This is a genomic window from Microbulbifer yueqingensis (genome assembly GCF_900100355.1).
In the GTDB taxonomy this organism is placed as follows: domain Bacteria; phylum Pseudomonadota; class Gammaproteobacteria; order Pseudomonadales; family Cellvibrionaceae; genus Microbulbifer; species Microbulbifer yueqingensis.
Genome location: NZ_FNFH01000003.1, coordinates 546,745 through 566,182, shown reverse-complemented (window position 1 = coordinate 566,182; position 19,438 = coordinate 546,745). Strand labels below are relative to the sequence as shown.

Genomic DNA, 19,438 nt, shown 5'->3' with positions numbered 1-19,438 from the left:
TTTGCCAGTATTCGGCGGGGCGGTACAGGGTGCGCGGGGAGTCAGGTGGTGGCGGCGTCACCTTCCTCCTGGTCACGGCGCCGCAGCGCCAGCTCGGCGATATAGGAGGAGAGGAAAATCCGCCCGCTCAGCTGTTCGAGGAAGCGGGAGCGGCTGAGCCGGTCGAGCACCGGCCCCTTGACCTCGGCCAGGTGGAGCTGGACCTCCCGCGCGCGGAGATCCCGGTTGATCTGCTGCAGCCGCTCCAGTGCAGTGCCGTCGATGCGGCTGACCGAGGACAGGATCAGTACCAGGTCGCGCGTCTCCGGGCGACGCTTCAGCTCCGCCAGCAGGCGATCCTCCACCGCACTGATGTTGCTGAAGAAGAGGCTTTCGTCGATACGCAGGAACAGGATCTCCGGCTGGGTTCTCACCGTGTGCCGCAGTACGTTGCGAAACTGCTCGGTACCCGGCACCCGGCCGACCACGGCGATATGCGGCCGGCTGGTGCGCCAGATCAGCGTGGCGAAGGAGAGGCCGATGCCGATACCGATGCCGGCCTCGACACCGAACAGGACCACGCCCAGGAAGGTCCCGCCCATCGCCGCGCCGTCGGTCCGGTCGTAACGCCAGTTGCTGATAAAGCCTGGCAGGTCGATCAGGCTGCTGGCAGCCACGATAATGGTGGCTGCCAGCACACTCAGCGGCAGCATCTCGAAGGGCGCCGTGGCGAACAGCAGTATTAGCGCCAGCAGCCCGGCGGCGATGATGCCACTGAACGGCGAGCGGGCGCCGCCCTCCTCGTTGATGGCCGTGCGGGCGAAGCTGCCGGTCACGGCGAAGCCGCCCGATACGGCGCTGAGCAGGTTGGCTGCTCCCAGCCCGCGCAGCTCGGCGTCCGGGTCGAGCCGCTCCCGCCGGCGCAGGGCGATGGCGTGGGCAATCGACAGGCTTTCAACGAAACCCAGCAGCGCGATGATCAGGGCCGGCAGCAGCAGGCGGTAGGTCATCCCCCATTCCGGGGCGGGCATGCCGATCTCGGGCAGCCCGGCGGGGATGGCCCCGACCACCGCCATTTCCTTGTCCCAGTCGAAGTGCCATGAGAGCGCGATCGCCGTCGCCACCACCACCATGGGTGCCAGGCGCGCAATGAGCTTGGCGCGCGCCTTCTTTACGCCCGCCCGGCGCAGGAGGTAGGAGAGCCAGATGCGGGCGGCGGCGAGGAGGGCCAGCGAAGCGAGCCCCACGAGCGCGCTGGCATGCAGGGCGTTGGGAAGCTGCTCTACGGCGCCGATGGTCATTTCCACGGCGGTTTCGCCCTCTCTCTGAATGCCCAGCAGGGGGCTTACCTGACCGATGATGATCAGGGTGGCGGCGCCGGAAACAAACCCGTGAATGACCGGGTGGGAGAGCAGGTTGGCCAGGGCGCCCATGCGCAGCAGGCCCAGGGCGAACAGGAAGATGCCGCTCAGCGCCGCCAGGGTGACCGCGCCGAGTACCCACTCGGGGCTGCCTGGCGTGGCCAGGGGGGAGAGTGCGGATACGGTCATCAGGGAGAGCACGGCAACCGGGCCGACCGACAGCACGGAACTGGAGCCAAACATGGCGTAGCCTGCCAGTGGCAACAGGCTGGCATAGAGGCCGATATGGGGTGGCAGGCCGGCCAGCGCCGCATAGGCGAGCGCCTGTGGCACGATCATCATCGTCGCCAGCACCGCGGCCACGGTATCGCCCGCGAGCCACTGGCGCCGATAACCCTTCAACCAGTTGGGTACGAGGTTGCTCGCCCGCATGCTGCTGCAATTCCCTTGTCGGGCCCCGGGGATTCGGGCCCGGCGCTATGCAAAGATAGACCCGTTTTCCCGGCTACGGCAGCAACGGCGGGCTGCGGTCAGGCGGTGGCCAGTCGCCGGAAGCGCTGGAAGGCCGTCATGCCGGTGAGCATCGCGACGGTAAATATCACCGCCTTCAGCTCGCCGGCACCGGTGGCCACCACCGCCGGGCCGGGGCAGAAGCCGGCCAGTCCCCAGCCGGCGCCGAACAGCAGGCTGCCGACCACAAGCGGGCGGTCGATGTCGCTGCGGGTGGGGAGCTCCAGCGCTTCATTCATCAGCGACCGCTGGCGACCCTTTGCCCAGGTAAAGGCGGGCAGCGCCACCAGGATGGCGCCGACCATCACCAGTCCCAGGGACGGGTCCCAGTTGCCCGCCAGGTCCAGGAAGGCCAGCACCTTTTCCGGGTTGGCCATGCCCGAGAGCAGGAGCCCGAGGCCGAACAGCAGTCCGGCAACAAATGCAGTGACGGTAGTCTTGTTCATGGCTCAGGCTCCCAGCAGGTGGCGGACAACGAAAACAGTGGCAAATCCCGCCCCCATAAAGGACAGGGTCGCCGCCAGCGAGCGCGGTGACAGTCGCGACAGGCCGCAGACTCCGTGGCCGCTGGTGCAGCCGGAGCCGTAGCGGGTGCCGATGCCCACCAGCAGGCCCGCCGCGATCAGTACGGGATAGCCCGCCTTGATCTCGATCGGCGGCAACTGGCTAAACAGCAGCCACAGGCCGGGCACGGCCAGCAGGCCCAGCGCGAATGCGAGGCGCCATGCGGTCTCCCCGGGTTTGTGGGCCAGTATGCCGCCGAGGATGCCGGAGATGCCGGCAATGCGGCCATTCAGCACCAGCAACAGCGCGCTGGCCAGGCCGATCAGCGCGCCGCCGGCGAGGGCCGTCAGTGGGGTAAAGGCATTCCAGTCAATGGTCATGGGTGTGGTTACTCCGCACAGTAAAGTTCATACAGGGTTTGCAGCAGGGTCAGCACTTTCTGGTCACCGATCCGATAGAAGACTCGCTTGCCCTCGCGCCGGGTGGTTACCAGGCCCTCGCGGCGCAGTACCCCCAGCTGCTGGGACAGGCTCGGCTGGCGGATGTCCAGCCGCTCCTCGAGGTCGCTGACACAGAGCTCTTCCTGGCTGAGCTGGCACAACAGGAGCAGGCGGTCCTGGTTGCCGAGGGAGCGCAGGAGTGCCGAGGCATTGCCGGCAGAAGCGCGCATCTTGTCGAGGCTGAAGGTGGATGTATCGGGCATTGGTTTCCGCTCTCGCTGCGTCAACGATTTACATGAACATATTATATTGATTTATATAATAATGAAAAGTATATTGTGGCCGTAATTCAGAAATTGGAGGCCAGTCATGACTGCCAGTGCAAAGCGACCGATCGTCAAGCCATTCCTGGACCCGGATACCGAGACCTGGAGCTACGTAGTTTACGACCGGTCCGGGGGCTCAGCCGCCGTGGTGGATGCCGTGCTCGATTTCGACGCGCCTTCCGGCCATACCAGCCATGAGGGTGCAGACCGGATCATCGATTTCGTCCGGGGGGAAGACCTCACGGTCGAGTGGATCCTGGAGACGCACGCTCATGCCGACCACCTGTCCGCGGCACCCTATATCCGCGAGAAGCTCGGGGGCAAGATTGCCATCGGCGACCATATCCGCCAGGTGCAGACCATCTTCCGCGAGGTGTTCAACCTGGAGAAGCAGTTCCTGGTGGACGGCAGCCAGTTTGATCACCTGTTCCACGATGGGGACACCTTCAGTATTGGAGAGCTGGAGGGGCGGGTGATCTACTCCCCGGGCCACACACCAGCGGACATGGCCTGGCTTATCGGTGACGCCCTGTTTGTGGGGGACACCCTGTTCCTGCCGGACGTGGGCAGCGCACGCTGCGACTTCCCGGGCGGGGATGCCCGTATCCTCTACCGGTCGGTGAAAAACCTATTGGAGCTGCCGGAGGAGACCCGCATGTTCATGTGCCACGACTATCCGCCGGAGGGCGAGCGCGAACACCAGTGCGAGACCACGGTGGGCGAACAGCGGCGCAGTAACATCCACCTGCGCGACGGCATCAGCGAGAATGAGTTCGTCAAGATGCGCACCGAGCGCGATGCCACCCTGGGAATGCCGCGCCTGATCATTCCCTCGATCCAGGTGAATATCCGCGCAGGCCAGATGCCCCCTGCGGAGGACAACGGCGTGGTCTACCTGAAAGTGCCGGTCAACACCCTGACCTGATTCGTCTAAACAACGGCTTTGCGGGCCGCGGTGGGGAGCCGGGCCCGCCCATGGAGTTAGCAATGGATATCAAACAACTGGACCAGCAGGTGAGCGTGTCCGACCTTTGCGGGCCAGAGGCAATGCCGGAACTGGCTGCGGCCGGGGTGGAAGTGCTGGTGTGTAATCGCACCGAAGGGGAGGTTGAGGACCTGCCTTCCTTTGCCGAGCTCAGGCAGGCGGCTGAGGCGCATGGGATGGAATTTGTGGCCATTCCCTTCGCCCGTGGCCAGATGAACCAGGAGCACTGTGAGCAGTTCCGCCAGGTGCTCGCGAGCGGGAAGCGCGTGCATGCCTTCTGTCGCACGGGTAACCGGTCCTGCAACCTCTGGGCGGGGGCGAAGTGCCTCGCCGGTGAGGAGCCCCGTACACTGGTGGCGCAGGCCGGCAAGGCCGGCTTTGATGTGAGCGGCGTGGTGATTGCGTTTTCTCCCTGAACCGGGCAGCGCCCAAACGGTATAGCGGGTTAACTGAAGTATGAAAAACGGACTGAATTTGCTGTCGAACGCACTGCCGATCCTCCACTGGCTGCGCAACTACGACGGCGTTACCTTCAGCCGCGATTTCCTCGCGGCCGTTATCGTTACGATCATGCTGATCCCGCAGTCGCTGGCCTATGCGCTGTTGGCGGGCCTGCCTGCCCAGGTGGGGCTTTACGCGAGTATGGTGCCGCTGGTGGCCTACGCCGTGTTCGGTAGCAGCCGTACCCTCTCGGTGGGGCCGGTGGCCGTGGCCTCCCTGATGAGTGCTTCCGCGCTGGGCCAGGTGGCCGGGACCGGCACAGGGGACTACCTGGTGGCTGCCGCAGTGCTGGCGCTCCTGTCCGGCGTGTTCCTGACCTTGATGGGACTCCTGCGCCTGGGGTTCCTGGCAAATTTCCTCTCGCACCCCGTCATTTCCGGCTTTATCACCGCGTCGGGCCTGCTGATCGCACTCAGCCAGCTCAAGCACCTGCTGGGCATCAGCGCCGGCGGCGATAATGTGGTGGAAATGGCAGAGTCCCTCGGCGGGAACCTGGCAGGCATCAATGCCTATACCGTCGTCACGGGCTTTGCGGTCATCGCCTTCCTGCTCTGGTCGCGTCGCTATGCGGTGGGGGTACTTGAGCGGTTGCCGATTTCGGGGCATGCCGCGGGGATGCTGGTGAAGGCGGCCCCGGTCCTGGGGGTGGTCGCCACCATCGCCGTCGCGGCACAGTTCAATTTCGAAGCCAAAGGCGTGGCACTTGTGGGAGAGATCCCGGGCGGCCTGCCGGACCTGTCGGTGCCCTGGCCCTCACTGGAACTCGTGGAGGCGCTGCTGCTTCCGGCGATCATGATTTCCATTATCGGTTATGTGGAATCGGTATCGGTGGGTAAGACGCTGGCGGCAAAGCGGCGGGAAAAAATCGATGTGAACCAGGAGCTGATCGGCCTGGGCGCGGCCAACCTCGGTTCCGGCCTGTCCGGTGGCTTCCCGGTGACCGGCGGCTTCTCCCGCTCGGTGGTCAATTTCGATGCCGGGGCGGTCACGCAGATGGCCAGCATCCTGACGGCGGCCGGTATTGCGCTGGCAGCGCTGTTCCTGACCCCGTTCCTGTACTACCTGCCCAAGGCGACCCTGGCGGCCACCATCGTAGTGGCGGTCCTTACGCTGGTGGATTTCTCGATACTGCGCAAGACCTGGCGCTTCAGCCGCAGCGATTTTGTCGCGGTGCTGGTCACTATCGTGATTACGCTGCTGTTCGGGGTGGAGGCGGGGGTCGCCTGTGGCGTGGGTGCCTCAATTGCGCTGTTCCTCTTCCGCACCTCCAAGCCCCATATTGCCGAGGTCGGCCTGGTCGAAGGCACCGAACATTTCCGCAATATCCGCCGGCACAAGGTGCTGACCGTACCGGAAATCCTCACCATCCGCGTCGATGAAAGCCTGATGTTCTCCAATGCCGCTTTCCTGGAAGAGCGGATATACAGCGACCTGGCGGCCAATCGCCAGGTGCGGCATGTGATCCTGATGTGCAGCGCTATCAATGAGATCGACTGGAGTGCGCTGGAGGTACTCGAGGCCCTGAATACCCGCCTTGCCGAGCTGGGCATCGACCTGCACCTCTCCGAGGTAAAGGGCCCGGTCATGGACAGCCTCGAGCGCAGCGGCTTCCTCACCCATCTTTCGGGAGCGGTCTACCTGACGCAGTTCCAGGCTTTCAATGCGGCGCGGGCCCAGGCCGGGGCTGAGCCGGCAGCGCCGGCGACGGTCGCCGCGGCCCCAGCGGGCCACGAATCGGCCTGAACCGGCCCGCCACGGCCGCAAGGCGGGTCGTCAGGAGGGCTCGACCACGTCGTGCCCGGCTGACCGCCAGGCGCCCATGGAGCCCAGGAATACATCGACTTTCTGGAAGCCCGCGCGCAACATCACCGAGGCGGCGATGGTGGCTCGGGCGCCGCTGGCACACATGACCGTGTAATGGCGGTCCTGCGGCAGCTTGTCCATTTCCTCCTTGAGCTTGCCGACATAGGCCATCTCGGCGCCCTTGATAATGCCCTGTTCCACCTCGCCCTTGTCACGCACATCCAGCAGGACCCAGTTCTCCTGTCCTTCCTTGACCCGCTTTTCCACATCGTGCACATCGATGACCTGCACACGCTCGAACGGCCGGGCGCCGGCCGCCCAGCCGGGCATTGAGGCATCCAGGTAGCCGATTATGTAGTCGTAGCCGATGCGCGCGAGGTTACGCGCCGCCTCTTCGGCCTGCGCGGCGTTCTCTGCAACCAGGATCAGCTCATCGTTTTCGTCCAGGAACCAACCGGCGAAGGCCGGGATCATGTCGACCGGCAGGGCGTAGCTGCCGGGGATGTGGGCGCCGAGAAACGGTGAGATACCGCGCACGTCCACCAGCACCGCCTTGCCGGAAACTTCCTCGAACGCCTGCATGTCGAGCACCGGCGGGGTGAGCACAGACCGCACGGGTGCGGCACCCTCGAGGTTCAGGCGTTCCATAACGCGGAAATACGGCGGCTGGTAATGGTGCTCGTTCACTTTCTTCTTAACGAACTCGTCCTTTTTGTCGATCCTCAACATCGGGTTGTTCTTGCGCTCGTAACCGATGGTCGAGAAATCCCGGTCGGCCATGTTGTCACCGCAGACCGAGCCGGCCCCGTGCGCAGGGTAGAGGATCGCCTGGTCACCCAGGCCGGTGATCTTCTTCAGGCTGTCGAACAGGTTACCAGCGACCTCCTCGGCGCGGTCGGGGTAGAAATCCGTGCGTCCCACATCGCCGACAAACAACGCATCCCCACTGAAAACCCCGACGGCATCCTCGCCAAAGCTGTCGTCGTAAATTGCAAACGACAGGCTGTCGTCGGTATGCCCCGGTGTTTCCAGGACCACAAGCCGCATGGAGCCGAAAGTAAAGGAGTCCCCCTCATGAATGGTGTCGGCGTAGTCAACCTCATCGGCAGCATTGGGGCCGTGGTGCACGGGCGCGCCGGTGATGTCTGAGAGGATGGGACCGCCGGAAATCAGGTCCTCGTTGCGGTGGGTTTCGAAGATATGGGTAATTCGGCAGCCCTTCTCGCGCGCCATTTGCGCGTAGACTTCACAATCGCGGCGCGGGTCGATTACGGCGGCCTCGTTGCCATCGCCGATGAGGTAAGAGATTTGCGCCAGGCCAGGTGACTTGATGGAATCGACAAACATTGGACCTCCGATGGATCGTGTCTGGTGTGTTCGCGGGCGGTCAGCCATTGCCTGCGGATACAGACTCAAAAGTCTAATCCAGCAGGCAAATCCTGCAGGAAATTATGCGCGGTGGTACTGTGGCATGCGACAGCTAAGCTGTCGGCTGGTTCCGGGCGCCAGGCCTGGCCGCTCCCTGGTCCAGCATGGCCAGCTTGTTGAGGAAGCGTCGGCGCAGCGGCGGGAAACGCATGCAGGCATTGAGGAAAACCATTACCGGCCGCAACATCCGGCCGCGGCGGGCCAGCAGCAGGCGCGTGAGGATATCAGTAAAGCGGTTGACCCCGCGCCGGATCTCCCGCTCGCGCCTACGTCCAAACTGTTCCAGCGGTGCAGCGCTGTCCTGCCGGAGTGCGGCCGCGATTGCCGCGGCTAGCGGGACGGTGTCGGCAATACCTGCGTTCATGCCCTGGCCACCTACCGGGCTGTTCAGGTGGGCAGCGTCGCCGGCGAGCACCACGCGGCCCCGGCAGAAACTGGAGCTGACGCGCCGGTGCAGTCGAAACTCGCTATGCCAGACGGGCTCCCAGGCGGCTCCAGCAAAAAGGCTGGCCGCGGCATCGGCCACCCTCTGCTGAAGGCTGATGTTCTCATTGCCGGCAAACGGCAGGATGAGCCGCCAGATATCGCCCTCGATGCGGATCCCGATGGCGAGTCGCGGGCGGGTCGTGAGTCGCGGCGAATGGAAACCGGCGGCACCCGCTGGCCTGATATCGGCAAGTGCCGCGCTTGCCCGGTAGGTAATTCCCTGCAGCTCAGCACCGATCTCCCGTCGCACCAGGCTATGGGCGCCGTCACAGCCAGCCACTACTGCTGCAGCTACCGACGTGTCTATGCCATCTTGCCGATAGCGTACCTCGACGGAGGACTTCCCCAGGTCCAGGCCCGTGACTTCACAGGAAAAGCATACCTGCGCCGAAGGTTGCTGGCGCAGCGCCGCCAGGAGCAATTGCTCCGTTTTTGATTGCGGGAGGATGAGTAGCTGGGGGTAGCTGGTTTGTGCGGACAGTTCGTAAAGGGGCGCGCTCAGGAGCACGCGCTGCCGGTCCACATCCTCGAGCTGCAGGTGGGGCACCGGGATGCCGGCCTCGAGGAAGGTATCTATCACGCCGAGCCCGGCGAGTATTTCCTGGGTTGCCGGCCAGATCGCGGGAGCCCGCGAGTGTACGGAGGTACCGGGAGCCTTCTCGAGGACGAGGATCCGGTGACCTTTGCGGGCAAGCCTGAGCGCCAGTGCCAGGCCCACCGGGCCCGCGCCGACAACCACAACATCCTGGGTGCTGATATGTGGCCTCCTGATGCATGTCTGGAAACTCTGGAAAGTGGGAATCGCTCCCGTTGGCTACTCTGGTCCCATTACGCTATTGCGGATCGCGAGACGCGGGTAGCTCCAGCCCGGGAAATCGGGCAATAAAAAGGCCCGCCACCGCGGCGGGCCTGCGCGGCCTCGGCGGCGGCGCCTACGAATGTTGCGCGGCGGAATTCTCGCTGCGCGGAGCGCCCGCAGCTGGTTCGCCGGCGGCAATCCCAGCGAGGAAGTCCTGCATGGTCCCTGTGACTGCCTGTGGCTGTTCAAGCGCCGTCAGGTGCCCGGCCTTGGCGATCATCTCCAGTCGTGCGCCCTGGATGCCGTCGGCAATTTCCCTGGACAGGTGTGGCGGCAGGGAGCGGTCGTCATCGCCGACGATTACCAGCGTCGGCTTCTCTATCAGTCCCAGCCGGGAAAGCAGTGAGTCGCGCCTGCAGAGGGCATTGACGCCGTGGGCGATGGTGGGCATGGGCACGCGGGCAAACACTTCCTGCCATTCATTGACCAGGTCACGCTTATTCACCAGGGTGAAGTCCCCGAACATCAGCTTGTTTACCTGCGGCAGTAGCGCCCGGATACCGAAGACACGCGCCGCGAGCACCATGAGCCGGTAGCGCATCTGTTTCAGCATTTTTTCCGGCCCGGCGTGGGTATCCATGAGGATAAGGCCGCTCACCCGCTGCGGCGCCTTGACTGCCGCCCGCAGTGCGATCATGCCGCCGATGGAGAGGCCCGCCCAGACGGCACTGTCGATGCCCTCGCGGTCCAGTACCGCGAGCGCGTCCTCCATCAGGTCGTAAAGATTGAATGGTTGTTGCGGCACGGAAGACTCCCCGTGGCCGCGAATGTCCATGGTGATGACGGTGTACTTCTCCGCAAGGGTCTCCACCTGCTCGCGCCACATGGCCCCCGAGCACAGGAAACTGTGGAGCAGTAGCAGGGCGGGCCCGCTGCCCTGGATTTCGTAGTGGAGGGCGAGACTGTCTCTCTGAACGACTGGCATGGCTGCATCCTTTCTTGGTTTGTTTTCATCATGATATCGGGTCAGGTGACCGGTTGCCTGTCTTGCTGCAGGCGCCGGCCCGTTATTCGGAACCAGGCACGGGCACGGCCGCCAGCAGCATCATGCCGGCATAGCCCGTGGCATCTGCGGACTGCTGTCGTGGTGGTCCAGCACCGGGTACTGCCGGCTCGCGCGGAAATGATGATCGGAGTGGCGCGACCGCTCGAACAGCGACAGGCGCCCGATCAGGTGGCTGGAGTTCCAGGAGTGCGTCGGCGTCACCCGTTCGTAACGACCGCTTGCCAGCTGCCCGCGGCAGGGCCTGTAGTGCTCAATGTAGTTGATGGTTTCAGGCAGCAGGATGCCCATCACGAAACACATCAGCGCCCTGGCAGCGGACAGCGCACCGATGAGCGCCGGGCAGCTCAGTCGGCATCCGCCTGGCGCTGTCGCGTCCGCTCCTGTCTCATCTCCTGTTGGCGCATGGGCATACTGTCGATGCGGTCGAAGAGTCCCTCGAGGTCGAGTTTCCGGTAGCCCGCCTTCACCGTACCGTCCTTGCCGATCAGGATCACTGTGGCATCGGTGTTTTTGTCACCAAAATAGCGCTGTGCCAGGGCCTCGCCGAACCCGGGTGCAAGGGATCCGGCATAGTTTGACGCGATCGCCGGCGGCGTCAGTCGGAACCACACCAGGTCGCGCTCAGCCACTCCGACGCGCGCTTCGCGCAGCTGCTGCGGGTATCCGGCAGTGGCGGGCGTGCCGCGGATCAGGAGTACGCGCTTCTCCCCCACGAGCGGCGCCAAATCGTTGAGCGGTGGGGCACTGGCGGCGGTTGCGGCCGCCAGCGACAGGGCCAGCAAGGCGCCTGTCTGGAGTCTTAGTCTGTTCACGCCGCCTCCTCGCATATGAGTTGTCAGCGCAATATTAGTCCCGGTCGCCGGCGCTGCCCAGCGGGCGCACCGGCCGGTCAGGCTTGGCGTACCGCAGCCTATCCAGGCGGCGGGTGCGGTGGTAGCTGTCCAGGCCGCTCACCGCCACTGTGCCGAGGCGCTCGATATCGATATAGCCGTCTTCCGCGACGGCCGCACCGTCAGTTTCCAGGTATTCGATCTCGCCGATGACCATCACGGTGCCGTTGACCTGCAGCGTCTGGTGCTCCACCAGCCGGCAGGCGTAGCGCAGGCGGCTCTCGGCCACGAAAGGTGCCGGGCAGACGGGGCAGGGCGCCGTGGCCAGGCCGGTGGCATCGAATTCGGACACTTCCCGCGGGTAGCGGGCGGAAGTCTGGTGCGCCCGTTGCCAGATATCGCTGTTGACCTGGTTTACGGTAAACCAGCCGGTTACCAGGATGTTCTCCAGCGTGTGGCGCTCCACGCTGTCCGGGCGGTTGATAAAGGCGATCAGCGGTGGGTTGGCGCCTAGGTGCACCACTGAGCTGAACATGGCCAGGTTGGTGTGGCCGGCGGGGTCGGCGGTGCCGATCAGGTTGGCGCTCTTGAATCCCGACAGGCTGTTTACCAGGTTGACGCGAAAGCCTTTCTCCAGCCGGTCCAGGTCAGTGCGGTGCCAGTGGCGCGGTGTTTCCAGGCTCGGTGTTTGCATAGAGTCCCCGTCAGGCGCCACACCGGCGCACTGGTCTTCAGGGCAACGGCGCTGCCCCGTGAGCAGCCCGGCGATGCGCTCGCGATGCCGGGCAAAAAAGTGGTAGGCCAGGTCGGACAGTGGCCGGATCGGGCGCCAGCGCAGCCATCGTACCCAGTGTCCCTTGCCAACGCGGGACCAGGTCTCCACGGTGACATCCAGCCCCGTGATCACCTCGCCGCCCGGCCTCCGTGCGTGCAGTACCTCCATGGCCCGCACGGGATCGATCTCCGGATACCGCTCGGCAAAACCCGGGCTGTGAATATCCACGAAGTTTACGTTCTGCCGGGTATCCCAGCGCCGCAGGTGATGGATCTCCCGCATGCACAGCGGACAGCGGCCATCGTAGAAGATGGTAAATCTTTCGTCGTTCAAGGAAGCCCCGCGCTCGGTGAATTTGCTCGCAGTTGCTACGCACGCCATTGTAGCCGGGATCAACCCGGGGCCCTGGACCGGCGGGCTCAGGACTGGTTGAGAAGGTGCGCGATGAGGGCGAGTGCCGCGATTATCACTGGCATCCAGACCACCGGTGACGCCAGCCGACGCATGCGGCCCGTGCGCGCTGCTGCGTGCCTTGCTGCGGGTGCCAGCCTGTGGGCCCAGTCGTGCAGGGTGTAACTGGCTGCGAAAATTACCGCGCTGGCCAGCAGCGTCAGCAGGACAAAGGCAGGTTCCACGGACAGCTCACCCCTGCCAAAGGCGGCGGCGACCAGGTGTCCGCCAGCCACTGCCAGGGGCAGGGCGGCACTGTAGAGTGCCCGTGAAATTCTCGACATCCCGGCTTCTGGGGTCCCGTGACCTCCCATCGCAGGTGTGCTCCTTGTCTGTCCAGCTAGTGGTTCCGGTCGTTCCGGTGATGGTTCCCGGGCAGTGCAGGGTAGTTCCCCCGGGCCCGGGCCGGCAAAGGCCCCAGTGTATGGAAGGGCACCCCCTTCGGCAACGCGGGCACCGGCGATCCCATTTTGAAAAGCTGCACCGTCACTGATTGCACGCGCATGTCGCCAGCCGCTGGCTGTGGAATAGCGCTAGGCTTATGTGAAGGACGCCAGTAGCAGTAGGGAGAATTCGGCGTATGGACAGAGCAGTGCGGCTGGAGTTTTTCCTGGTCACGGTAGTCACGGCGCTCACCACGCTGCTTGTGCAGGGAGCCGTGGCCCAGGGGGTGACGGCGGGGGCAGCGGACAGCAAGGGGTATCTTCACGACCGGCCCTGGATCATGCCCTTCGACGTGAACCAGCGCTACCGCCCGGCCGGCCACGACCAGCAGCCGCCCGGCGAGCCCAGTCAGCTGGATATCTACGAATTTGCCTGGCAGAGTTTTATCGCACTCAACTGGCCCTACCGCGTGGGCGGCCTGCGCGGCGAGCCGGATCCGCGGGCGCGCCTCGCCCCTATCTCCAATACGCCTGATCCCGAGCGCGTGGTGGTCTGGGAGACCTACATGTCCCCGGAGACAGTGTTCGTGCATCCGCAGCAATGGCCGGTGGTGTGGGGGCAGCCGGACTTCACCGGGCTGCAGCGGGTGGCGACGCCCCCCTGTTACACCGGCGACTACGCCTACGGCACGCCCTTCGCCCCGGGCATCAACCAGCCCTATACCAACGCCAATGTGCCTACCGGCCCGGTAGTGGACCAGAACCGGCGCTACCTGCGGGTCGAAGTGACCCAGAGCCAGCCCTATTTCTCTTACATCAAGCAGTTCGGCTATTACGATGCCGACACCCAGGCGCGGGTGGTGCAGAACTACATCGACTATGCCAACAACAACAACGCCACGCCGCCGGTAGCACAGCGCCCGGGAGATCCCGCGCGGCGGTTTTTCCAGCCCGTGCCCGCCGGCAACGAGTTCTATATCGACAGCCTGCCGCCCTGGGCGCAACAGGGCATGACCGAGGTGAAGGCGGCGTGGAAGGTACTGAAGACCGAGGGTGAGGATGCGGATATTCCCGGGCGCTACTTCCGCCGGCTATTGCAGTTCCCGCTGCCGGACGGGTCGATGAGCGAGCCCACCCTGATGGGCCTGGTGGGTTTCCATATCCACCGGGTAACTCCATTCGGGCACCTGCCGTCCACCTTCGAGCATATCGACAACGTGAAGGTGGGCCGGAAGCTGTTCGACCCGCTGCCCAGGCCCGCGCGGCCGGCGCTCAATCCCGGCGGGGACTACGGTCGCCCGGCGAAATACCCCAACGGCTATGAGGTCAACGGCCAGGGTGGCGTGGCCAACGTGATACCCGCGCCCTACAAGGCCGGCGACATGCTGGTGCCGGAGGCCGAGCGGGAAATGGTGAATGTCTCCCGCGTGACCCCGATTCCGCCGGACGTGCAGGTGGTGAACTACAAGTACCAGACCCTGCTGCGGGACAGCGTCTGGTCCTACTACCAGCTGATCGGCACCCAGAACAAGAACCTGCGCGAACCGAACCCGCACCTGGGGCCGGGCATTCCCGGCCCGCAGCACTCCAACGTGCAGAACCTGGTGAACACCACGCTGGAAACCTACACCCAGAAGGGCTTCAGCTGCGCCCGCTGCCACCTGGACGCCTTTCCCCACGGGGTGGACAGTTTTCCCCCCTACGAGGAGCGCTTCGAGAACCTGCACGTGATGAGCTTCCTGCTGCTGAACGCCAAGCCGGGCAGCCAGCCGCCGGACAGGTTCGAGTGCCTCAGGCCGGGTTACTGATGCGGTGGGGGTGGCAGGGCAAAGGTGGTGGGTCGCGCTCAGCCGGCCTCCAGCGCCACCCGGACCGCCTCCTGCAGGTCATCAACACAGGCCCGGGGTTCGCGCATCAGCGGGTGGTAGATGGCATCCTGGCGCCGCACCCAGATGGCCTGCAGGCCGGCTTCCAGTGCGCCGTTGGTGTCCCAGGCGTGGGCGGCCACCAGGGTTGCCTCCGCGGGGGACGTGCCCGCCCGGCCGGCCGCCTGGCGGTAGAGTTCCCGCCGGGGTTTCCAGACCCGGAACTCCTCGATCGAGATAATTCCCTCCACCAGGGATTCCAGTCCGGCCTGTTGCACCAGTGATTCGGTGTTCTGCCGCGAGCCGTTCGTCAGCAGGAACGACCGCAGTCCCCCCGCGCGGGCCCGCTCCAGGGCGGGGCGCACATCCGGGTGGGCGGGAAGCTTGCCGAATTGTTCCAGGACAGTGTCGATCTCGTCCTTGCCGGTTTGGGCGTCCGCGCTGGCGAGCACCACTTCCAGCGTGGCCCGGGCGATCTCCGGGAAGGGCCGGAAGCTGCCCGCGGCGGAGAGGGCAAAGGCGTCCCGCAGTAACTGCGCAAAGAACACCGCGGCCGCCTGTTCCGGCAGGCCGAGGGCGGTAAAACGCTCGCGCAGCGGCGCCAGGGAAAAGAGGGTCTCGATCACATCGAAAAAAACTACCCGGCTTGTCATACCATATCCTTGCCCGGTGCGGGCGCTGGCCGCCTTTGTAGCGACCGGTCTGTGTCTTGTCGCGGCGGGCGCCGCGCGGGCCTTCCGGTGCCGGCTCAGGCCTCCCGGTTGGCCTTACTGTCCCGCTGCAGCTCTGCCAGCAGTGCGTGGGGGCGGATGGGCAGCTCCCGCATCCGCACGCCCACCGCGGCAAATATTGCATTGCCGATGGCAGGCCCCACCACCGTGGTGGCCGGCTCGCCGAGCCCAACCGCGGTCTCGGTGCTGTCCACAAACTCCATCTCGATTTCGGGGACATCGCGCATCCGCAGCGGCGTGTAGGTGTTCAGGTTGGTATCGGCCACGTTGCCGTTGTGTAGCACGGTGCCCTCATGGAGCGCCATGCTCATTCCCCACAGCGCCGCCCCCTCCACCTGGGCGCGGGCCCCGTCCGGGTGCACGATGGTGCCGGCGTCGGTGACCAGTGAGAGTTTTTCCACCGTGGCGCGGCCGGTTTCGCGGTCCACCCGCACCCGTGCCACGCACGCGGTCCAGGTCGGCATGTTGCGTTCCTGGCCGTAGCTGGTGGCAACGCCGAGGGCGGTATCCGCGGGCAATTCTGCGCCCCAGCCGGAGAGTTCGCGCACGCGGCGCACCACATTGGCCTGGCGCGCCGCGCCGCCGACAGCGTTGGGTGCGCTACCCGCATTCCTGCCGATGGCCTTGAGCCGGCGCAGCCGGAATTCGATGGGGTCTTCCCCCGCCTTGTGGGCGGCTTCGTCGATGGCGCTCTCCAGCGCCCAGTTAACCCAGCCGGAGCCCACGGACCGCAGCCACCCCGGGCGAAAGGTGTCGTTGGCGAGATCGTTGGAGATGGCCCGCACGCGGTGGCCGTTCATGGTGTACCAGTGCAGGGCACCCTGGATGGCAAAGGGGTCGTACTTGCCGTTGATGCCGTCCGCCATGAAGTCGGGCGCCATCACCTGTGTGGGCCAGCCGGCGGTGGCGTGGTGTTCCATCGCGGTGATCTTGCCGTCGCCATCGAACGCCATGCGGATTTTCTGCACCGACGGGGAGCGGATGGAGTCGAACAGCGCGTCGTCCTCGCGGGTGAGGACCATTTTCACCGGCCGGCCCACTGCCTTGGCCGCCAGGGCCGCCGGCACCGAGTAGTCCCCGTTCAGCCGCCGGCCGAAGCCGCCGCCGAGCAGGTAGGTGCGCATGACAATCTTCTCCTTGGGGACCTGCAGGGCCCTGGAAAGCACCGGTATGATCAGTGACTGCCACTGGTTACCGGTGTGGATCTCCCAGGTGCCGTCTTTCTCCAGGGCGACGGCATTGACCGGCTCCAGCTGGAAATGCAGTACGCCGTGGGTGACGTATTCGCTTTCCAGTACTTCGGCGGCATCATTGAATGCCTTGTCGACCTCTCCCGCGTCCAGCGCCAGCACGCCCTGGTCCGCGGTGCCGATAAGCTTGCGCCCATGGTCCAGCACCGCCTGCTCGTCCACGCCGGTGGTCTTGCCCGGCGACCAGTTTACGGTGATGCGCTTTACCGCCTGGTTGGCGGCGTGAAAGCTGTCGGCAATCACCATCGCCCAGCCGGGGACTGTACCGGACGGGTCTTCCAGGGTGACAGTCTGGCGATAACCGGGGATCTCCCGCGCTGCGCTGTCGTCGATACTGCTGACGGACGAGCCGTAGCGGGTGGGTGGAATGATGGGGCGGCCGTAGACCATGCCGTCCACCTTCGCGTCCAGGCCGTACAGGGTGCTGCCGTCCACCTTGCCGGGAATATCCAGCGCGCGGGTCTGCCCACCGATGATGCGCCGCTCGGCGGGCGGCTTGATGGGCATCTGCTTCAGCTCCTCGTCGGTAAAGCTGCGGCTGATGCCGCCGCCGCGCACCAGGTCGGCGTAACTGATCGATTGGTTCCCGGCGATGATCCTGCCGGCGCGCGCGCGACACTGTTCCGGTTTCACCCCGAGTTTCTTTGCGCCCTCCTCGATCAGCACCTTGCGGCCAGCGGCGCCCGCGCGGCTCAACGGGTCAAAGCTTTTCCACACCGACCAGCTGCCGCCGGTGACCATATAACCCCACTTGGGGTCGCTATCCACGTAGCGCAGTTCCACCTGCTCCCAGTCGGCCTCCAGCTCGTCTGCCACGATCCGCGCCAGCGCCGTTCCGATATGCTGGCCCATCTCCGCCTTGGCGATATTGACCACCACCCGGCCGTCGGGCTCGATCCAGTACCACACGGTGGGGTCGAAGGCCCCCTCGGCCACGGTCTTGTCCGGGTTGGCCAGGCTGAGCGGCGAGCGCGCAAAGGCCAGGGTGAGGACGGCGCCCGCCATGCCGACAATGAAGCCGCGCCGGCCCGGGGAGGCCAGTTCGTCGGCGTGGGCGCCGCCGGAACTTTTCCCCGTGAGGTACTTAAGCATGGTCAGCCTCCTGTGGGCGCCCGGAGCCGGCCTGCATTCGCTGCGCCGCCATCCGGATGGCCTCGCGGATTCGCACGTAGGCCATGCAGCGACAGAAGTTACCGCTCATCACCTGGTTGATCTGCTCATCGGTGGGGTTGGGGAAGTCCCGCAGCATGGCGGCGGCCTGCATGATCTGGCCCGGCTGGCAGTAGCCGCACTGCGGCGTCTGCGCCTCGACCCAGGTCTCCAGCAGGGGGTGCCCGTTTTCAGCCAGCCCCTCGATGGTGGTGACCACTGAATTGGCCACATCCTTCACGGGGGTGATGCAGGAGCGCGTGGCGCGGCCATTCACGTGCACGGTGCAGGCTCCGCACAGGCCTATGCCACAACCGAACTTGGTGCCGGTATAACCGAGGTCGTCGCGGATGACCCAGAGCAGGGGGGTATCTTCGGGCACATCCACCCTGACCGGCCTGGCGTTGATCTTGAATTCCGTGGTCATGGCTGTTCTCCCGCCTTTCCGGTGGCGCTGGGCTGTGATTGCCGGTGGAGTTCGCGCAATTCGCCGATGCGCTTGCGCAGGTTTTTCCAGGGCGGCAGGTTCGAGCGCTCGCGCAGGAAGTCGGCGAGTGCCACCAGGTTCTCGTCGCTGAGGGTGGAGAAACCGGGCATCACCAGGGTGGGGGTGCCCGCGCCGGTACCAACGCCCTCCATGACCACCCGCAGCAGGTTGGTGGGGTCATCGGCGGTCACCGCGCTGTTCAGGCTCAGCTCGGCGCGGACCGCCAACGGGTCCTGCGGGTCGTTGTAATGGCAGGCGGCACAGGCGGCGACATACAGCTCTTCTCCCGGGCTGTACTCTGAGCGCGCGCGCTGCTGGGCTGCGGTGATTGTCTCGGCGGCTATCTGCCGGGAATTGCCGTTATTCCGGCCCCCGGAAAGGGACTCCGTGTAGGTGGCCAGGGCGCGGATGTCGCTGTCCGGGGCCAGGCGCAGGCCGCGGTGTACCACCTCGCCCATGGAGCCGACAGCGACACCCTGGAAGCGGGATGTCCCCTCGCGCAGGTATTCATAGAGGGATTCCCGGTCCCAGTGCACCGGCACCGGCTGGCTCTCGTCCAGCGCTGTCGCGTACCAGTTGTCCACCAGTGCGCCGGCATAGGCGCGGTCCTTTTTCTCGGCCTGCATGAAGTTGCGGGGCGTGTGGCAGGCGCTGCAATGCCCCAGCCCTTTAGCCAGGTAGGCGCCGCGGTTCCATTGTTCCCCCCGTTCCGGGTCCGGCTGCCACGGGTCCGGATCGAAGAACAACAGCTTCCAGCCCCACTGCAGGAAGCGCAGGTTGAATGGAAAACTCAGATCGTTCTGCGGCGGTGTATAGGCGACGGGCTCCCGCGTCATGAAATACGCATACAGCGCATCCAGGTCTTCGTCGGTGATGTTCTTGAAGTGGGTAAAGGGAAAGGCCGGGTACAAGTGGGAGCCTTCGCGTGAAACGCCCTCGCGCATGGCGCGCACGAATGCCTCGCGGGGCCAGCGGCCAATTCCGTCCTGCGGGTGCGGGGAGATGTTGGTGGAATAGAGACTGCCGAAAGGGGAGGGGAATTCGACGCCGCCCGCAAAGGGTTTGTCCGGCGACACGGTATGGCAAGTACCGCAGTTGCCGATGCCTGCCAGTACCTTGCCCCGCTCAACCTGCCCGGGACTGAAGTCCTGCCGGCTGGCCTCGTCTGCAGCCGGGATAGCGGGCTCCCACACCGCCAGTGCCAGGCCTCCGGCAATGACGGCGAGCACTGCGATGGCAATGTACCAGCGTTTACTCATGGCCGATTCTCCGCTGACAGGGGGAGTGATGGGTTCGCGGCATGCCGTGATCGACTTGTTTGTCTCTTCCC

19 protein-coding genes are annotated in these 19,438 nt (G+C 65.2%); 4 read left to right on the top strand and 15 right to left on the bottom strand.

Going from position 1 to position 19,438, the window contains the following annotated elements; translation table 11 throughout:
• Nucleotides 1-41: 41 nt before the first annotated feature.
• The 4 genes from BLT26_RS09660 to BLT26_RS09645 all read right to left on the bottom strand — a co-directional run bounded on the left by BLT26_RS09660 (nt 42) and on the right by BLT26_RS09645 (nt 3,057).
• Nucleotides 42-1,772, bottom strand: coding sequence for a SulP family inorganic anion transporter (locus tag BLT26_RS09660; RefSeq protein WP_091512763.1), 1,731 nt, complete (start codon nt 1,770-1,772; stop codon nt 42-44).
• Nucleotides 1,773-1,870: 98 nt separating this feature from the next.
• A complete protein-coding gene (locus BLT26_RS09655) occupies nt 1,871-2,296 on the bottom strand; it encodes a DUF6691 family protein (RefSeq protein ID WP_091512760.1) in 426 nt (141 codons plus the stop codon).
• A gap of 3 nt (nt 2,297-2,299) precedes the next feature.
• Nucleotides 2,300-2,734: a YeeE/YedE family protein gene (locus BLT26_RS09650; RefSeq protein WP_091512758.1), complete on the bottom strand. Its 435-nt coding sequence runs from the start codon at nt 2,732-2,734 to the stop codon at nt 2,300-2,302.
• A gap of 8 nt (nt 2,735-2,742) precedes the next feature.
• Nucleotides 2,743-3,057: an ArsR/SmtB family transcription factor gene (locus tag BLT26_RS09645; protein WP_091512754.1), complete on the bottom strand. Its 315-nt coding sequence runs from the start codon at nt 3,055-3,057 to the stop codon at nt 2,743-2,745.
• 106 nt (nt 3,058-3,163) lie between these two features.
• Between BLT26_RS09645 and BLT26_RS09640 the strand changes: the two genes are divergently transcribed.
• The 3 genes from BLT26_RS09640 (at nt 3,164) to BLT26_RS09630 (ending at nt 6,349) form a co-directional block, all read left to right on the top strand.
• Nucleotides 3,164-4,045, top strand: a complete 882-nt coding sequence (locus BLT26_RS09640) for an MBL fold metallo-hydrolase (RefSeq protein WP_091512750.1) — start codon at nt 3,164-3,166, stop codon at nt 4,043-4,045.
• Nucleotides 4,046-4,107: 62 nt separating this feature from the next.
• A complete protein-coding gene (locus BLT26_RS09635; protein ID WP_091512745.1) occupies nt 4,108-4,521 on the top strand; it encodes a protein tyrosine phosphatase family protein in 414 nt (137 codons plus the stop codon).
• Nucleotides 4,522-4,561: 40 nt separating this feature from the next.
• Nucleotides 4,562-6,349 carry a SulP family inorganic anion transporter gene (locus tag BLT26_RS09630; RefSeq protein ID WP_091512741.1) on the top strand — a complete coding sequence of 596 codons (1,788 nt, stop codon included), beginning with the start codon at nt 4,562-4,564 and terminating at the stop codon, nt 6,347-6,349.
• 30 nt (nt 6,350-6,379) lie between these two features.
• Here the strand turns inward: BLT26_RS09630 and BLT26_RS09625 are convergent, their stop codons facing one another.
• The 7 genes from BLT26_RS09625 to BLT26_RS09595 form a co-directional block, all read right to left on the bottom strand.
• Nucleotides 6,380-7,756, bottom strand: coding sequence for an MBL fold metallo-hydrolase (locus BLT26_RS09625; protein ID WP_091512738.1), 1,377 nt, complete (start codon nt 7,754-7,756; stop codon nt 6,380-6,382).
• Nucleotides 7,757-7,889: 133 nt separating this feature from the next.
• Entirely contained in the window at nt 7,890-9,062 is a 1,173-nt protein-coding gene (locus BLT26_RS09620) for an FAD-dependent oxidoreductase (RefSeq protein ID WP_175453076.1), read from the bottom strand.
• 193 nt (nt 9,063-9,255) lie between these two features.
• Nucleotides 9,256-10,107 carry an alpha/beta fold hydrolase gene (locus BLT26_RS09615; protein WP_091512733.1) on the bottom strand — a complete coding sequence of 284 codons (852 nt, stop codon included), beginning with the start codon at nt 10,105-10,107 and terminating at the stop codon, nt 9,256-9,258.
• Between the two features lie 120 nt (nt 10,108-10,227).
• Nucleotides 10,228-10,488, bottom strand: coding sequence for a fatty acid desaturase (locus BLT26_RS09610; protein WP_091512730.1), 261 nt, complete (start codon nt 10,486-10,488; stop codon nt 10,228-10,230).
• A gap of 44 nt (nt 10,489-10,532) precedes the next feature.
• Nucleotides 10,533-11,000: a DUF4174 domain-containing protein gene (locus BLT26_RS09605; protein ID WP_175453075.1), complete on the bottom strand. Its 468-nt coding sequence runs from the start codon at nt 10,998-11,000 to the stop codon at nt 10,533-10,535.
• A gap of 34 nt (nt 11,001-11,034) precedes the next feature.
• Entirely contained in the window at nt 11,035-12,126 is a 1,092-nt protein-coding gene (locus BLT26_RS16715; RefSeq protein WP_342706325.1) for a DCC1-like thiol-disulfide oxidoreductase family protein, read from the bottom strand.
• Between the two features lie 86 nt (nt 12,127-12,212).
• Nucleotides 12,213-12,527, bottom strand: coding sequence for a hypothetical protein (locus BLT26_RS09595; protein WP_091512720.1), 315 nt, complete (start codon nt 12,525-12,527; stop codon nt 12,213-12,215).
• 296 nt (nt 12,528-12,823) lie between these two features.
• On the opposite strand from BLT26_RS09595, the gene BLT26_RS09590 reads away from it, so the two are divergent.
• Nucleotides 12,824-14,434, top strand: coding sequence for a hypothetical protein (locus BLT26_RS09590; RefSeq protein WP_091512718.1), 1,611 nt, complete (start codon nt 12,824-12,826; stop codon nt 14,432-14,434).
• Between the two features lie 38 nt (nt 14,435-14,472).
• Here the strand turns inward: BLT26_RS09590 and BLT26_RS09585 are convergent, their stop codons facing one another.
• The 4 genes from BLT26_RS09585 to BLT26_RS09570 form a co-directional block, all read right to left on the bottom strand.
• Nucleotides 14,473-15,144 (bottom strand): haloacid dehalogenase type II, encoded by a 672-nt coding sequence (locus tag BLT26_RS09585; protein ID WP_342706323.1) that lies wholly within the window; start codon nt 15,142-15,144, stop codon nt 14,473-14,475.
• A 95-nt stretch (nt 15,145-15,239) separates the two neighbouring features.
• Nucleotides 15,240-17,564 (bottom strand): xanthine dehydrogenase family protein molybdopterin-binding subunit, encoded by a 2,325-nt coding sequence (locus BLT26_RS09580; protein ID WP_091512709.1) that lies wholly within the window; start codon nt 17,562-17,564, stop codon nt 15,240-15,242.
• Nucleotides 17,557-18,048 carry a (2Fe-2S)-binding protein gene (locus BLT26_RS09575; protein ID WP_091512705.1) on the bottom strand — a complete coding sequence of 164 codons (492 nt, stop codon included), beginning with the start codon at nt 18,046-18,048 and terminating at the stop codon, nt 17,557-17,559. Before BLT26_RS09575 ends, BLT26_RS09580 begins: the two co-directional genes overlap by 8 nt.
• On the bottom strand, nt 18,045-19,367 hold the full coding sequence (locus BLT26_RS09570) for a cytochrome c (protein ID WP_091512702.1): 1,323 nt from the start codon (nt 19,365-19,367) through the stop codon (nt 18,045-18,047). The genes BLT26_RS09575 and BLT26_RS09570 overlap by 4 nt, the downstream gene beginning before the upstream one ends.
• Between the last annotated feature and the right edge of the window lie 71 nt (nt 19,368-19,438).

Excerpts from the sequence above, each read along its gene's own strand:
- BLT26_RS09610 (WP_091512730.1), bottom strand. The coding sequence starts at position 10,488 with ATGTGTTTCGTGATGGGCATCCTGCTGCCTGAAACCATCAACTACATT.
- BLT26_RS09580 (WP_091512709.1), bottom strand. The coding sequence starts at position 17,564 with ATGCTTAAGTACCTCACGGGGAAAAGTTCCGGCGGCGCCCACGCCGAC.
- BLT26_RS09575 (WP_091512705.1), bottom strand. The coding sequence starts at position 18,048 with ATGACCACGGAATTCAAGATCAACGCCAGGCCGGTCAGGGTGGATGTG.
- BLT26_RS09655 (WP_091512760.1), bottom strand. The coding sequence starts at position 2,296 with ATGAACAAGACTACCGTCACTGCATTTGTTGCCGGACTGCTGTTCGGC.
- BLT26_RS09625 (WP_091512738.1), bottom strand. The coding sequence starts at position 7,756 with ATGTTTGTCGATTCCATCAAGTCACCTGGCCTGGCGCAAATCTCTTAC.
- BLT26_RS09640 (WP_091512750.1), top strand. The coding sequence starts at position 3,164 with ATGACTGCCAGTGCAAAGCGACCGATCGTCAAGCCATTCCTGGACCCG.
- BLT26_RS09630 (WP_091512741.1), top strand. The coding sequence starts at position 4,562 with ATGAAAAACGGACTGAATTTGCTGTCGAACGCACTGCCGATCCTCCAC.
- BLT26_RS09585 (WP_342706323.1), bottom strand. The coding sequence starts at position 15,144 with ATGACAAGCCGGGTAGTTTTTTTCGATGTGATCGAGACCCTCTTTTCC.
- BLT26_RS09615 (WP_091512733.1), bottom strand. The coding sequence starts at position 10,107 with ATGCCAGTCGTTCAGAGAGACAGTCTCGCCCTCCACTACGAAATCCAG.
- BLT26_RS09595 (WP_091512720.1), bottom strand. The coding sequence starts at position 12,527 with ATGTCGAGAATTTCACGGGCACTCTACAGTGCCGCCCTGCCCCTGGCA.
- BLT26_RS09570 (WP_091512702.1), bottom strand. The coding sequence starts at position 19,367 with ATGAGTAAACGCTGGTACATTGCCATCGCAGTGCTCGCCGTCATTGCC.
- BLT26_RS09590 (WP_091512718.1), top strand. The coding sequence starts at position 12,824 with ATGGACAGAGCAGTGCGGCTGGAGTTTTTCCTGGTCACGGTAGTCACG.
- BLT26_RS09650 (WP_091512758.1), bottom strand. The coding sequence starts at position 2,734 with ATGACCATTGACTGGAATGCCTTTACCCCACTGACGGCCCTCGCCGGC.
- BLT26_RS09660 (WP_091512763.1), bottom strand. The coding sequence starts at position 1,772 with ATGCGGGCGAGCAACCTCGTACCCAACTGGTTGAAGGGTTATCGGCGC.
- BLT26_RS09635 (WP_091512745.1), top strand. The coding sequence starts at position 4,108 with ATGGATATCAAACAACTGGACCAGCAGGTGAGCGTGTCCGACCTTTGC.
- BLT26_RS09645 (WP_091512754.1), bottom strand. The coding sequence starts at position 3,057 with ATGCCCGATACATCCACCTTCAGCCTCGACAAGATGCGCGCTTCTGCC.